Here is a 13,588-nt window from a genome sequence, read left to right as displayed (position 1 = left end):
CTGGAGTTACGATGAAGATTTCCGATCTGCTATCGCCAACCGACGTCATGATCGACGTTCGGGCCTCGCAGAAGGGGCCGCTGTTGCAGGAATTGGCGGCCATGGCCGCAGCCAATCTCGGTTTGGCCGTCGATCAGGTGACGTCGCATCTCCTGAAGCGGGAAGAACTGGGATCGACGGGGACCGGCAACGGCATCGCCATTCCGCACGCCCGGCTGACGGGCTTGAAGCGGCCCTATGGGCTGCTTGCAAAGCTGAAGCAGGGCATCGAATTTGATGCCATCGACGGACGAGCGGTGGACGTGGTGTTCGTCCTGCTGCTGCCTGCGGCAGTGGAGAGCGAAGCGCTCACCGCCCTGGCGCTGGTCGCCCGAACGCTGAGATCGCCGGATACGCTTGCGCGATTGCGGGCCGCGAAAAACCCGGCCGAACTCCATGCCGCGATGGCGTGAGGATTTTGGGCGGGAACCTTCGTGTAATGCGACGATTGATTTCCCGGCAACCGGGAGGTCATCCATGGCACGAAAGTACTCGAAGAAAGCGTCCACCGACGTTAAGCGCGCAATGAAGAAACGTAAGGCCGGCACCTTGAAGAGCGGCCGTTCCGGCAGGACGGTGAAGAGCAGGAAGCAGGCGATCGCGATCGGACTTTCCGAGGCGCGGGCCAAGGGCAAGAAGGTGCCGAAGAAGGCCAAGAAGACAGCCAAGAAGCGGAAGACGTCGAAGAAGCGGAAGGCGAAGAAGTAATTGTCGCGTTCCCATTCTCGTCATGGCCGGGCTTGACCCGGCCATCCACGTCTTTGCTGCAAGCTAAAGGAAGTCGTGGATGCCCGGTTCAAGCCCGGGCATGACGAATGAGTGGGCTGCGTTTTCGAAATCACCCCGCCTTGCGGGCCCGCGCCGCCGACCGGTGCGCCTTCTTCGCCGCGCGCCGTTGCGGGGCCCGGCGCGAGGCCGGCGCGCTCGCCCGCCGCTTGGTAGCAGCCTTGCCTTTCAGGCTCTGTTTCAGCGCGTCCATCAGGTTGATGACGTTATCCGCCTTCTCCTCACGCGGGGCGGCCTTCACCGGCTTGCCGGAGGCCTTGCGGCGGACCAGCGCCTTCAGCGCGTTTTCGTATTCGTCCTTGAACTTCGACGGATCGAAATGCGCCGCCTTGGTATCGAGGATGTGGCTGGCGAGTTCGATCATGTCTTTCGATATCCTCGGATTCTTGATGTCGTCGAAATAGCTGTCCTCGTCGCGCAGCTCGTAGGGGTAACGCAGCGTGGTGCCGAGCAAGCCCTTGCCGAGCGGTTCGATCGCGATGATGTGCTCGCGGTTGGTGAGCACGATGCGCGCCAGCGCGACGCGGTCCTGGTCCTTCATGGCGTCGCGGATCACGGCAAAGGCGTCGATACCGGCCTTGCCGTCCGGCGCGATATAATAGGGGTTGTTGAGATAGCGCTTGTCGATCTCGTCACGGGGCACGAAGCTGTCGATGTCGATGGTGTGGTTGCTCTCGATCTGGACGGCCTCCAGCTCCTCTTTCTCGACCTCGACATACTCGCCCTTTTTCAGCTCGTAGCCGCGGCCCTTCTGGTCGCTCTCGACGACATCGCCGGTTTCGGCATCCACCATCTGCTGCTTCAGCCGGTTGCCGGTCTCCCTGTTGATCATGTGGAAGCGGGTTTTCTCGGCAGAGGTCGAGGCCGGATACAGCGCGATCGGGCATGACACCAGCGACAGTTTCAGCGAGCCTTTCCAATAGGCGCGAGGGGCCATGACAATCTCCGAGGGTTTTGGTTTCGGAGTTTCAACGGTTGGTGTTGGGTTTGGTTCCTGTTGCTGCCGTCCGAGGGCGACGCGGTCGTTCCGTCATTGGGAGCCGTTGGCTCGCAATGACGGTTGAGTGTGACAAAACAACCCGACGGGCAAATAACTTCCGGTTTACAGAAATCATGTCAAGCAGAAAATTTCTGCAAATCAAAAATAATTCTGTTGTCGTCCGACCCAAATCAGTGCGCATCTATCGCCATCCCGTCCCACTCAGAGGGCGTCGGCCGTCGTCACGGACGTTGGACGGGTTGCGGTGGACGCTGGTTCACGTCTGACGACGGCGTGGACGGGCGTACGGCAAAACCGTGTGGTCCTGGCGCCCGTTGCAGGCGTCAAGCTGTCGGAGAAGCGCAAGCGGGAACGGCAGCGACGGAGTCAACCAAGAACTCGTCTCCGGGGAGATCACGGCATAAGCCGTAAAGCCATTGCGCAGGGAAGGCCGGGTGTTCTCCGCTGCCCTGTATGCTCGTGTGCAGCATTTCTTGTGCTAATCGCACACGGGACCGCGGGTGCAGCGCGCACCCGGTCTTCCCTGCGCCCTCTCTATGAGAGGGCAAGGAAGTTACTCACAAACCTCGGGCGCAATGCGTCGCGAGAACGCGAGCACATATTCAGGTGTCATCGCCCGGCTTGACCGGGCGACCCAGTATTCCAGAGACGCCAATGATATAACCGAAAAGCCGCGGTGTACTGGGTCCCCCGCTTTCGCGGAGGACGACAGTATTGTGTGGAGCAACCCCGGTTTCCAATGACGGGGTTGGCTTTGGAACTTCCCCGGTTAGTATGGGTTTTCGTTCCTGTTGCCGCCGTATGCAGTGGCGCTTGAAGGGTGGGATTTGACCTTGCCGCCGAAGAGCCTGACCACCTACCGGAAAAAACGCGATTTCGAAAAAACCAGCGAGCCGTCCGGTGACGCCAAGGTGGCGCCTTCAAAACAGCGGCGGTTCGTGATCCAGAAGCATGACGCGACCCGGCTGCATTACGATCTCCGGCTGGAGTTCGACGGCGTCTTCAAATCGTGGGCGGTGACGCGCGGTCCCTCGCTCGATCCGCACGACAAGCGCCTCGCAGTCGAGGTCGAGGACCATCCGCTCGACTACGGCGATTTCGAAGGCACCATTCCCGATGACCAGTATGGCGGTGGCACCGTGCAGCTCTGGGATCGCGGCTATTGGGAATCCGATGATCCCGATCGCGGCTTCAAGAAGGGCGACCTGAAATTCATCCTGCACGGCGAGAAGCTGCACGGCAGCTGGGTGCTGGTGCGCATGAAGGGCGACCGCTATGGCGGCAAGCGCACCAACTGGTTGCTGATCAAGCACCGCGACGAATTCGTCAAGGAAGGGGACGCAAGCGACATCCTCGACGATGACAGATCGGTCGCGTCGGGCCGCTCGATGGATCAGATCGCGACAGGCAAGGGAAGGGCGCCAAAGCCGTTCATGCTGGCGAAGGGCGGCAAGACCAAAGCCGATGCGGTGTGGAATTCCAACCGCGGCGAGGCGGCGGAAGCGCGGGCGCAGGGAAAAACATCGATCAGGACGTCGATATCGCGACCCGCGCCTCCAACGAAGGCGCGCGCCGCGGCCAAGACTAAGGCGGCCAAGACTAAGGCGGCCAAGACTAAGGCGACCAAGACTAAGGCGACCAAGGCGAAGAAGGTCGATGCGATGCCGGATTTCGTCGCGCCGCAACTTTGCGCCTCGGCCGAAAGCCCACCCAATTCGGACGGCTGGTGCCACGAGATCAAATTCGACGGCTACCGCATGCAATTGCGGGTCGAGGATGGCGACGCCGTCCTGAAAACCCGTAAAGCACTGGACTGGACGGAAAAGTTCGGCGCCATCGCCAGGGAGGCGACATCGCTGCCGGATGTGCTGATCGACGGCGAGATCGCCGCGCTCGACCATCATGGCGTGCCGCATTTCTCGACGCTGCAGGCCGCGATCTCCGACGGCAAGACCGGCGCGCTGATCTTCTTCGCGTTCGATCTGCTGTTCGCCGGCGGTGAGGATCTGCGCGGCCTGCCGCTGGGCGAGCGCAAGGCGCGCTTGAGGAAACTCCTGGAAGCGCGGAAGGGCAAGGGTCGCCTGATTCAATATGTCGAGCATTTCGAGGAAGGCGGCGCTTCCATCCTGGAAGCTGCCAACAAATTGGCGCTGGAAGGCATCATCTCCAAAAAGCTGGATGCGCCGTATCGATCCGGGCGGTCCGAAAGCTGGACCAAATCCAAGACCCGGGCCGGACACGAGGTGGTGCTGGGCGGCTGGAAGACCACCAACGGCAAATTCCGCTCGCTGATGGCCGGCGTCTATCGCGACGGTCATTTGGCCTTTGTCGGTCTCGTGGGCACCGGCTTTGGGCAGGACACGGTCCGGCGCATCATGCCGGCGCTGAAGGCGGCGAGTTCGGACAAGAGCCCGTTTGGCGGCAAGGACGCGCCGAACAAGACCCGCGACGTGCATTGGCTGAAGCCGGAGCTTGTTGCCGAGATCGAGTTCGCGGGGTGGACCGACGGCGGCAACATCAGGCAGGCGGCGTTCAAGGGGCTGCGGCAGGACAAGCCGGCGAACGAGGTTGAAGCGGAGAGGCCTGTCATGACCAAGGTGACAAAACCTTTGATCAGGTCCGGCAAGTCGTCGGCCAGCAAATCCGCTGAGGTGATGGGCGTCGTCATCTCAAAACCCGACAAGGCGCTGTGGCCCGACGGTGGGGACGGCAAGGGCGTGACCAAGCTCGATCTTGCGCGCTACTTCGAAGCCGTCGGCGAATGGATGATCGGCCATCTCAAGGGGCGGCCGTGCTCGGTGGTTCGCGCGCCCGATGGCATCAAGGGAGAGACGTTCTTTCAGCGTCATGGCATGCCGGGCAAGTCGGAGCTGCTCGAACTCGTCAAGGTCTCAGGCGACCGCAAGCCGTACCTGCAGATCGATCGCGTCGAGGGCCTGGCCGCCGTCGCGCAGAGCGGCGGGCTGGAGCTGCATCCCTGGAATTGCGCGCCTGATGCGCCTGACGTGCCGGGCCGGCTGGTGTTCGACCTCGACCCCGCGCCCAATGTCGGGTTTGCCGACGTGATCGAGGCCGCCAAGGAGATGCGGCAGCGGCTGACCGCCGTGGGTCTGGAGAGCTTCTGCAAGACCACCGGCGGCAAGGGACTGCACGTGGTGACGCCATTGCTGTACGGCGCCAAAGACAAGGTGACCTGGAAGGAAGCGAAGGCGTTCGCACAGGGCGTTTGCCAGTGGATGGCGAACGACGATCCCGAGCGCTATCTGCTCAACATGTCGAAGAAGCAGCGCCAGGGAAAGATCTTCCTCGACTACCTGCGCAACGACCGGATGTCGACCGCGGTCGCCGTGCTGTCGCCGCGCGCGCGCGAAGGCGCCACGGTTTCAATGCCGCTGACCTGGGCCCAGGTGCGCGGCGATCTCGACCCAAAGAAATACACCGTGCGCACGGTGCCGGCGTTGCTGGCCAAAACCAAGGCGTGGCAGGACTACGATGAGGCGGCGGCGTCGATCAAGGCGGCGACGAAAAAGCTGGCTTCAGCGTAGGGTGGGCAAAGCGCAAGCGTGCCCACCATCTTGTCTTGTGAGAAAGAGGTGGGCACGGCGCAAGCGCGCCTTTGCCCACCCTACGATCTCCAAATTGTCTACAGCTTCCCGAGCAACAACAATATCAGCAGGATCACGATCACCAGGCCGAGGCCGCCGCCACCGTAATAGCCGGTGCCGTAGAACGGCCCGCCGCCAATGCCGGAAAAGCCGCCAAGCAGCGCGATGATAAGAATGATCAGGATAATTGTTCCGAGTGACATGTAACTCTCCTCAGCCCATTGGGCGCCCGTTTGCCTTGCCCTCAACCGGAAAAACAAATGGCAATCGCGAAAGTTCCGCCTATTGCAGTGCACATATCGCGCCCGCCTCTTCCTTTCGAACGGAACGGAATTACATCCGAAAGATCAGACCCGAGGATTTGTCCAATGTCCGCACCGCTCGTCGTTTCCATTCCGCACAGCCTCGGCCGCGAAGAGGCCATGCGCCGTCTCAAGTCCGGTTTATCGCGCGCGGCATCGAGCGTGCCGGTGCTGAGCGTCGATGAGGAGCGATGGGAAGACAACCGCATGGTCTTTCGCGTCCGCGCGCTCGGGCAGGCGGCTGCCGGCCATGTCGATGTCGCCGAAGATCATGTGAAGGTAGAGGTCGTGCTGCCGTGGTTGCTGCAGCGCTTCGCCGAAGTGGCACAGGCCGCGATCCGAAGTCGCGGCAATCTGTTGCTGACCAAGAAGAACTAGGGCCGATCGACATTCATTGCCCCCAAATCATTGCTGCGGCGAGGTGGATGAAGCCGGCAAAGTGGGAAGATCGTCTGTCGTAGCGTGTGGCCAAGCGCCGGAAGTGCTTGAGGCGACAGAAGCAGCGCTCGATGCGATTGCGCTGTTTGTAGGCCATGGTGTCGTGCGGGATGATGATCCTGCGGGTTCGGTTGGACGGGATGACCGCTGTTGCGCCCATATCAGCGATGATCGCGCGCATGGCGTTGCTGTCATAGGCTTTGTCGGCGAGCACGGCATCGCCGTTCTGACCGTGAAGTAAGGCAGGCGCCTGGGTGACGTCGCCAGTCTGGCCGGCCGTAATGACGAAGCGGAGCGGGCGACCGAGCGCGTCGGCCAGCATGTGGATCTTCGTCGTCAGTCCACCTCGGGAGCGCCCCAGCGCCTGATCTTTGGCCCCCCTTTTCCGCTCGCTGCCTGCTGATGGGCACGAACGATGGTGCTGTCGATCATCAGATACTGATTGTCACGGTCCGCCGTCAGGGCTGTGAACACACGTTCCCAGACGCCCGCATGGCACCAGCGGCTGAACCGCCGGTGCACCGATTTCCACTTGCCGTACCGCTCCGGCAGGTCGCACCAATGCGCCCCAGAGCGCAGAACCCACAAACATCCGTTCACGAACAGACGGTTATCCGCGGCCGTCCGGCCAGGGTCGCCACCCTTGCCCGGCAGCAGTGGTGAAATCTTTACCCACTGCGCCTCGTTCAGCTCGTATCTTCTCGTCGCCATCATCCGCTCCGTGCAAATCACGGAACCCTATGAATCAGCGATTACACCTCTTGGGAATCCTGAATGTCGATCGGCCCTAGAGCGTTGGCATCAAGCGCCTGCGCTTTGGCACGGGCTGCGCCGCGCCGTGATATCTGGCCTTCAGCACGGCCACGGGGAGGTGCGCCAACAGGTCGGACAACCGCAATTGTGAGGCATCGGCGTCGGCAAATCCTTCCGCCGAAAAGCCGCTGACATCGAGGGTGGCATCATAGCTTTCCGCACGGGGCCACGCCCGGCCGCTCTCCGAGAACGCCGCGGACGATTTCGTGACGACGACGATTGCGGCCTCGCGGCCACGACGGCGGGCAAAGGCGATAAAGTGGTCGCGATGAGGTCCGCTGATATCCAGTGGCTGATAATCGCCGTTCGTGAAGACATCGGCAAGCCCAGTGCGTAATTTGAGCAGATGCCGCGTCCAGGCCAGTTTCAACTTGCCGCTCGGCCAATCCTGCACCAACTGGTCCCAGTCCGGTGCCTGCAGTGAAGCGAGCAGGCGGACACGTTCGGCAAAGTCGACTGGCCGCCGGTTGTCGGGGTCGACCAGCGAGAAATCCCAAAGCTCGGTACCCTGATAGAAATCCGGCACGCCTGGCATCGTTGCCTTCAGCGTGATCTGGCTCAGCGAGTTCAGGGCGCCCAATAGCGATACCCGCCGCGCCAGTGCGTCAAGCGCGTCCAGAAACTCGGCGGAAACGGAGCGGTCCAGGATGCGCGCGATGAAGGTCTTCAGTCCCGCCTCATAGGCCTCGTGCGGATTGAGCCAGCTGGTCTCCTCCTTGCCCTCGCGCGCGGCCTTCAGCGCGTAGGCCTGCATCCGTTCCAGGAACGCCGCGTCGTCCGGCTGCCAGGCGCCCAGCAGGGCCTGATAGAGCATGTATTCGAATGTCGCCGAGGGCGCCCGCATCTCGCCGTCGATCACCAGATGGGGCGCGTTGAGAACCTTCCACCGCGCCACGGCGCTGGTCCACTCGCCATGGATCTCGGACAGCGCCATGATCCGGGCGCGGGCGTCCTCGCCCCGCTTGGTGTCGTGCGTTGCAGTCGCGGTCATGCCGTGCGGCCATTCCAGGGCGCGCGTCTGCATGATCTGATGAAAATCATCGACAGAGAGCGCCCTGGCAGACGGGTCGCCGCCGACCTCGTTGAGCGCGAGCAGGCGGTGGTAGCGATAGAACGTGGTGTCCTCGAGCGATTTCGCCATTATCGGCCCGGTGAATTGCTGCACCTTCAGCGCAAACCGGCGCACGCGCGGCGCGCTGTGTGGCGGCCGGCCGGGCTTGAGCAGGTCCATGGTCAGGGTATCGCGCACGAAATCGAAAATGCCGTCATCGGCGGCGAACCAGTCGGCGCGCGCCTTCGCGATCGTTTGCGAGATCAGCGCGCGGTCATGGGCGTTCGGACCCGACGACGTCAGATAGGTACGATAGACCGGGAAATGCAGTACATAGAGTTCGAGCGCCTGCCGCAGGCTGTCGGCGGAATAGTCCCGTGTCGAGTAGTGTCCGCTGGCGATGCGCGCCAGGAGGCGCGTCAGCACCGTGAATTCGCTGGTCAGCAGGGTTTCGAGCACCCGGCGCTTGGCCTCCTTCAGGATAGGTTCGAGTTTCGGCGACTGGCTGCTGATCTGGCGGAAGATCTCGCTGAGCGGTTCGAGCCCATTGCCGTCGACCAGCGCTTGCGTGATCGTGTTCATCCACTCGTAGCCGGTGGTGCCGTGAACCCCGGTGAAGGAAGGCAACTTCTCGTCTTCGCCGAGAATCTTCTCGATCACCATGTAAAATGGTTTGGCGCCCTGCGCGCCGCGGATCAGCCGGCGCAGGCGCTGAAAGTATTGAACGGGATCGCGCAGGCCGTCGATGTGGTCGAGCCGCAGTCCCTGCAGCTTTCCTTCCGCGATCAACCGCCTGACGAGTTGATGGATGGCCTCAAAGGTGCCGGCGTCCTCGACGCGCAATCCCGCGAGCGAATTGACGTCGAAGAAGCGGCGATAGTTGATGTCGCTGGAGGCAAGCCGCCAGTGACCGAGCTTGTAATGCTGGCGTTCGAGAAGGTGATGCAGCGCCAGCGTCTGGGCGGGACGATCCGGTCCGGCGCGATAGGCATCGATCCCGTGCGCAATGGTCTCAGTGCTTCCGGCAATCGCCCGTAGCCCCTCTTTGAACGCCGGGGCTTCCTTCCGGTTCGGGCGGCGCAGTCCGTGGTAGCGCGCGGCGAGGGCGAGGATGTCCTTGCCGGCCGGACTGTCTTCGCCGCCGGCTTCCCTGACCACGGTTCGCAGGATCTCGCTGTAGCGCTCGGGTGCGATCGGCAGCCGATGCTCGAAATACCATGCCGAGAAGCTGCCTTCGCTCGCATCATAGCGCAGTTCGATCTCGCCGCTTTCCAGCGCCTGGCCGTAGGAGGAGCCGATGATCGGCAGCAGCACGCCGCCGCGCGCGCGATACGGCAGCAGTTCCCAGTCGATATCGAAGGATGCCGCTTGCGGCGAGGTCTGACCCCATTCCAGCACGTCGAGCCACCACGGATTGTCCGCAAAGTGCACGCCGACATGGTTGGGCACGAAGTCGAGGATCAGTCCGAGATCGTATTTCCGCAGCGCCGCGCTCAACCGTTCGAAGCCGGCTTCGCCGCCGAGTTCGGGATTGAACCTTGTGTGATCGGTGATGTCGTAGCCATGCGTGCTGCCCTTGCGCGCCGTCATGAAGGGCGAAGCGTAGAGATGCGTGATTCCGAGCGCCCTCAAATAGGGGACGACGGAAGCGGCCGCGTCGAAATCGAAATCCGCCGAAAGCTGCAGGCGGTAGGTCGCGATCGGGATCGCCGGGGGCATTTTCCTATCCGATGCGCCAGTGCACCGACCATGGCGGGACGCGCTCTCCCAACTCGCTGCCCCAGATCAGGGTTCCCTTGAATTCACCCGAAGTATTGGCGATCTCCTGGTCCGACAGGTTGGCGAGCAGGCGAAGCGTGGCGCCATCGCCCATGCGCCAACTGGCGGTCATGAGGCCATTGCCGGCGGCCGTTGCGTCGCCGAACGCCGCGCCGGCGAGGCGAGGCACGATCTCCCGCCGGCGGATCGCCAGCATCTGCTGCACGGTTGACTGCCGTCGTTGTGCCGCCGGCTCGGCACGTTCATTCCAGTCGAGGACAGCCGAATGGAAGGTGGATAGCGCCAACGCGTCGGGGACCTCGTCGCCATATTCGGCGTAGGCCCAGGCGTATTCGCTGCGGCGGCCCTTGCGGACCGCGTCCGCCAGTCCGCCCTTGAAATCACAGAAGAATGCGAAGGGTGTCTTCGAGCCCCATTCCTCGCCCATGAACAGCATCGGGATCGCAGGCGCCAGCAGCATCACGGCGAGCGCGGCTTCGATCGCTTTGGGATCCGCCACCGCTTCGAGCCGGTCACCAAAGGCGCGGTTGCCGATCTGGTCGTGGTTCTGCAGGAAATTGATGAAAGCCGTCGGTGCGAGCTTGCCGCTCGGTTCGCCGCGCCTGCCGCCGCGAAATTCCGACATCTCGCCCTGGTAGACAAACCCTGAGGATAGCGATCTGACGATGTCGCCCAGCGGCGAGCGCTGATAGTCGCAATAATATCCCTGCTTCTCGCGGGTCATCAGCACGCGCCAGGCGTGATGATAATCGTCGTTCCACTGCGCGCGATATTTGCCGCGCGGCGGGTCCTGCGCCGCGTCCAGGATGCTGGCGCGGTTGTCGCCGTTTTCCAGCACCAGATGAATGTGACGCCCGGTAGCCGCGGCGAGCTTGCCCACAGCAATGCTGAGATCGTGCAGCAGCGAGAGCCCGCCGGGCTCGACGATGCTGTTCACAGCATCCAGCCGTAATCCGTCGAAGCGATAATCACGCAGCCAATGCAGCGCATTCTCGATCGCGAAGGCGCGCACTTGCGGCACGCGGTAATCGATCGCGCTGCCCCACGGGGTGTGGGCCTCGGTAAAGAACCCCGGCGCGTAGCGGCCGAGATAATTTCCCTCGGGGCCGAAATGGTTATAGACCACGTCGAGAAACACCATCAGGCCGCGCAGATGCGCCTCGTCGATCAGCGCCTTGAGGTCCTCCGGCCGGCCATAGGCGCTGTCGGGCGCATACCACAGCACGCCGTCATACCCCCAGTTGCGGCTGCCGGCGAAGTCGGCCAGCGGCAGCAATTCCAGCGCGGTGATGCCGGTCTGCACGAGATGATCGAACCTCCCGATCATGGCGCGGTAGCTGCCGTCCTGCGTGAAGGTTCCGACATGAGCCTCGATGATGACGGCTTCCTGCCAGGGCCGCCCGCGCCACTCCGTCGCGCGCCACGGAAAGGCGGCGTGGTCGATCACCTCGCTCGGACCGAAGACGTCTTCGGGCTGGAAATCGGCGGCGGGGTCGGGGACATCGATCTCGTCGTCGATGCGGAATTTGTAGCGGGCTCCGGCTGTCGTGCCCGGGATTTCGGCGGAAAACCATCCATCGTCGCCGCGCTGCATCGCATGGGGGTGTTGCAGCAGCAGATCGACGCGCTTGGCCGCCGGCGCCCACAGGCGAAAGCGCGTGCCGTCTTTCGTCAGCTTGGGGCCAAATTGTCGGTCATTCATGCTGAGCCCGCAAAGGCGAGCACCGAGCGCGGCGGTGCCTTCAGGTCGGCGCCCGCAGCGAAGTCGGCCGTCGCTTGCGCGATTTCGGTGGTATTCAGCACCCGCTGCCAGCTCTTGTATTTGCTCATCTTGGGCAATTTGAATGCGATCTCTTCGGGGGCGGCGTTCAGAACGATAAAGATCGGCGCTTGTCCTTGTTCCATCGGCCCAAGCACGTAGGCCAGAAATCGCCCTTCCGGAAACTTCCAGTCGGATTCCTTCATTTCCTCGGCCGCCGGGGTCAGCCACAGCACGCCGTAGGAGCCGTCGGCGCGACGGCCGTCGAGCCAGCGCTGGCAGCGGATCTGGCCGAACCGCCGGCGCAGGGCGGTCAAATGGCCGATGAAGTCGGTGAGGTCCTCGCCTTCCTTGCCGAGGTTTTCCCAACCAACCCAGCCGATCTCGTTGTCCTGGCAATAGGCGTTGTTGTTGCCGTTCTGCGAGTTGCCGACTTCATCGCCGGCCAGCATCAGCGGCGTGCCCTGCGCGAGCATCAGGCACGCCAGCTGGTTCTTGCGGAGCTGGCGGCGCAACGCAATGATCGCAGCGTCATCGGTCGGGCCTTCATGCCCGCAATTGTTGCTGTCGTTGTGGCTGGAGCCGTCGCGGTTGTCTTCGCCGTTGGCCTCGTTGTGCTTCTCGTTGTAGCTGAACAGATCCGCCAGCGTGAAGCCGTCGTGAACAGTGATGTGATTGATGCCGGCGCGCGGGGCGCGATTGTCATGGTGAAACAGATCGGAGGAAGCGGTCATGCGGCTTGATATTTCGCCGATCAGGCTGCCTTCGCCGCTCCAGTAGCGCCGCATCGCGCTGCGGTATCGGTCGTTCCATTCCGACCATTGTGACGGAAACGCGCCGACCTGATAGCCGCCCAAACCGAGATCCCAGGGTTCGGCGACCAGTTTGACGGTTGCCAGCACCGGATCCTGACGCACGGCGGTGAGGAAGGCGGCGTTGCGGTCGTAACCGTTCGGCCCGCGCGCCAGCGCGGTGGCGAGATCGAAGCGGAAGCCGTCGACGTGGCAGACCTCGACCCAGTAGCGCAGTGAATCCATCACCATTTGCAGCACGCGCGGATGGGTCAGATTGACCGAGCTGCCGCAGCCGGTGAAGTCGTCATAGAAACGCCGATTGTCCGGTTTGAGCCAGTAGTAGGACGCATTGTCGATGCCGCGAAACGACAGCGTCGGGCCGAGATGATTGCCTTCGGCAGTGTGATTGTAGACGACGTCGAGCATCACCTCGATGCCGGCATCGTGCAGCCGCGCCACCGTGGTGCGGAACGCATCGAGCGGATTGTCCTGCGCGTAGCGCCCTTCGGGCGCGAAGAACGCCAGTGTGTTGTAGCCCCAGTAGTTCGCCAGCTTCTTTTCGACCAGCACGCGGTCGTCGATCAGCCCGTGGACCGGCAGCAATTCGATGGTGGTGACGCCAAGGCGCTTGAGATGATCGATCATCGCAGGCGAGGCGAGCCCGCCATAAGTGCCGCGCAGCCCTGGCGGCACGTCGTCGCGCTTCTGCGTCAGGCCCTTGACGTGGGCCTCATAGATGATCGTGTCTTCCCAGGAAATGTTGGGCCGCATCTCGCGGCGGCCCCAATTGAAGGTCTCGTCGACGACGACCGCCTTGGGCATGCCGCGGGCATTGTCGCGCCGGTCAAAGGAGAGATCCTCGCGCGAGCTGCCGGCCCGATAGCCGAAATGCGCGTCGCTCCAGACCAGCCGGCCGGCCAGCCGCCTTGCATAGGGATCGAGCAGCAGCTTGTTGGCGTTGAAGCGGTGGCCGTGCTCGGGATGGTAGGGCCCGTGGACCCGATAGCCGTAGAGCTGCCCGGGCGAGACGTCGTTGAGATAGCCGTGCCAGACATCCTCGGTACGCTCGGGCAGTTCGATGCGCTCGAGTTCGCGGCGGCCCTGGCCGTCGAACAGGCAGAGTTCGACTTTCTCTGCGTTGGCCGAGAACAGCGCAAAATTGGTGCCTCTTCCGTCCCAGCTTGCGCCAAGGCGTGAGGGCGTTCCCGCGGTCAGGCGCATG

9 protein-coding genes and 1 pseudogene are annotated in these 13,588 nt (G+C 62.9%); 4 read left to right on the top strand and 6 right to left on the bottom strand.

The genetic code is table 11. The annotated features are described in order from the left end of the window. Nucleotides 1-11: 11 nt before the first annotated feature. Nucleotides 12-452: a PTS sugar transporter subunit IIA gene (locus ABIE49_RS11570; protein ID WP_192740128.1), complete on the top strand. Its 441-nt coding sequence runs from the start codon at nt 12-14 to the stop codon at nt 450-452. Between the two features lie 64 nt (nt 453-516). Next, on the top strand, nt 517-747 hold the full coding sequence (locus tag ABIE49_RS11565; protein ID WP_192740127.1) for a DUF6496 domain-containing protein: 231 nt from the start codon (nt 517-519) through the stop codon (nt 745-747). 130 nt (nt 748-877) lie between these two features. On the opposite strand, the gene ku is transcribed toward ABIE49_RS11565, so the two are convergent. Continuing rightward, nucleotides 878-1,762 carry a non-homologous end joining protein Ku gene (gene ku, locus ABIE49_RS11560; protein WP_192740126.1) on the bottom strand — a complete coding sequence of 295 codons (885 nt, stop codon included), beginning with the start codon at nt 1,760-1,762 and terminating at the stop codon, nt 878-880. An 896-nt stretch (nt 1,763-2,658) separates the two neighbouring features. Between ku and ligD the strand changes: the two genes are divergently transcribed. Next, nucleotides 2,659-5,370, top strand: a complete 2,712-nt coding sequence (gene ligD, locus ABIE49_RS11555) for a DNA ligase D (protein ID WP_192740125.1) — start codon at nt 2,659-2,661, stop codon at nt 5,368-5,370. A 98-nt stretch (nt 5,371-5,468) separates the two neighbouring features. Here the strand turns inward: ligD and ABIE49_RS11550 are convergent, their stop codons facing one another. Beyond that, a complete protein-coding gene (locus ABIE49_RS11550; protein ID WP_192740124.1) occupies nt 5,469-5,633 on the bottom strand; it encodes a DUF3309 family protein in 165 nt (54 codons plus the stop codon). Nucleotides 5,634-5,798: 165 nt separating this feature from the next. Between ABIE49_RS11550 and ABIE49_RS11545 the strand changes: the two genes are divergently transcribed. Continuing rightward, entirely contained in the window at nt 5,799-6,110 is a 312-nt protein-coding gene (locus ABIE49_RS11545; protein ID WP_192740123.1) for a polyhydroxyalkanoic acid system family protein, read from the top strand. Nucleotides 6,111-6,123: 13 nt separating this feature from the next. On the opposite strand, the pseudogene ABIE49_RS11540 reads toward ABIE49_RS11545, so the two are convergent. The 4 genes and pseudogenes from ABIE49_RS11540 to glgX form a co-directional block, all read right to left on the bottom strand. Then, a pseudogene (locus ABIE49_RS11540) lies at nt 6,124-6,881 on the bottom strand (IS5 family transposase). Between the two features lie 76 nt (nt 6,882-6,957). Beyond that, nucleotides 6,958-9,753, bottom strand: coding sequence for a malto-oligosyltrehalose synthase (treY, locus tag ABIE49_RS11535; RefSeq protein WP_192740113.1), 2,796 nt, complete (start codon nt 9,751-9,753; stop codon nt 6,958-6,960). A gap of 4 nt (nt 9,754-9,757) precedes the next feature. Further along, nucleotides 9,758-11,515, bottom strand: a complete 1,758-nt coding sequence (treZ, locus tag ABIE49_RS11530; protein ID WP_192740112.1) for a malto-oligosyltrehalose trehalohydrolase — start codon at nt 11,513-11,515, stop codon at nt 9,758-9,760. Beyond that, nucleotides 11,512-13,587 (bottom strand): glycogen debranching protein GlgX, encoded by a 2,076-nt coding sequence (glgX, locus tag ABIE49_RS11525; RefSeq protein WP_192740111.1) that lies wholly within the window; start codon nt 13,585-13,587, stop codon nt 11,512-11,514. Before glgX ends, treZ begins: the two co-directional genes overlap by 4 nt. Nucleotide 13,588: the final 1 nt, after the last annotated feature.

Source organism: Bradyrhizobium sp. OAE829 (assembly GCF_040546575.1).
Classification (GTDB): domain Bacteria; phylum Pseudomonadota; class Alphaproteobacteria; order Rhizobiales; family Xanthobacteraceae; genus Bradyrhizobium.
This window is presented reverse-complemented; position numbering and strand designations above follow the sequence as displayed.

Excerpts from the sequence above, each read along its gene's own strand:
- ABIE49_RS11570 (WP_192740128.1), top strand. The coding sequence starts at position 12 with ATGAAGATTTCCGATCTGCTATCGCCAACCGACGTCATGATCGACGTT.
- ABIE49_RS11565 (WP_192740127.1), top strand. The coding sequence starts at position 517 with ATGGCACGAAAGTACTCGAAGAAAGCGTCCACCGACGTTAAGCGCGCA.
- ku (WP_192740126.1), bottom strand. The coding sequence starts at position 1,762 with ATGGCCCCTCGCGCCTATTGGAAAGGCTCGCTGAAACTGTCGCTGGTG.
- ABIE49_RS11550 (WP_192740124.1), bottom strand. The coding sequence starts at position 5,633 with ATGTCACTCGGAACAATTATCCTGATCATTCTTATCATCGCGCTGCTT.
- ABIE49_RS11545 (WP_192740123.1), top strand. The coding sequence starts at position 5,799 with ATGTCCGCACCGCTCGTCGTTTCCATTCCGCACAGCCTCGGCCGCGAA.
- treY (WP_192740113.1), bottom strand. The coding sequence starts at position 9,753 with ATGCCCCCGGCGATCCCGATCGCGACCTACCGCCTGCAGCTTTCGGCG.
- treZ (WP_192740112.1), bottom strand. The coding sequence starts at position 11,515 with ATGAATGACCGACAATTTGGCCCCAAGCTGACGAAAGACGGCACGCGC.
- glgX (WP_192740111.1), bottom strand. The coding sequence starts at position 13,587 with ATGCGCCTGACCGCGGGAACGCCCTCACGCCTTGGCGCAAGCTGGGAC.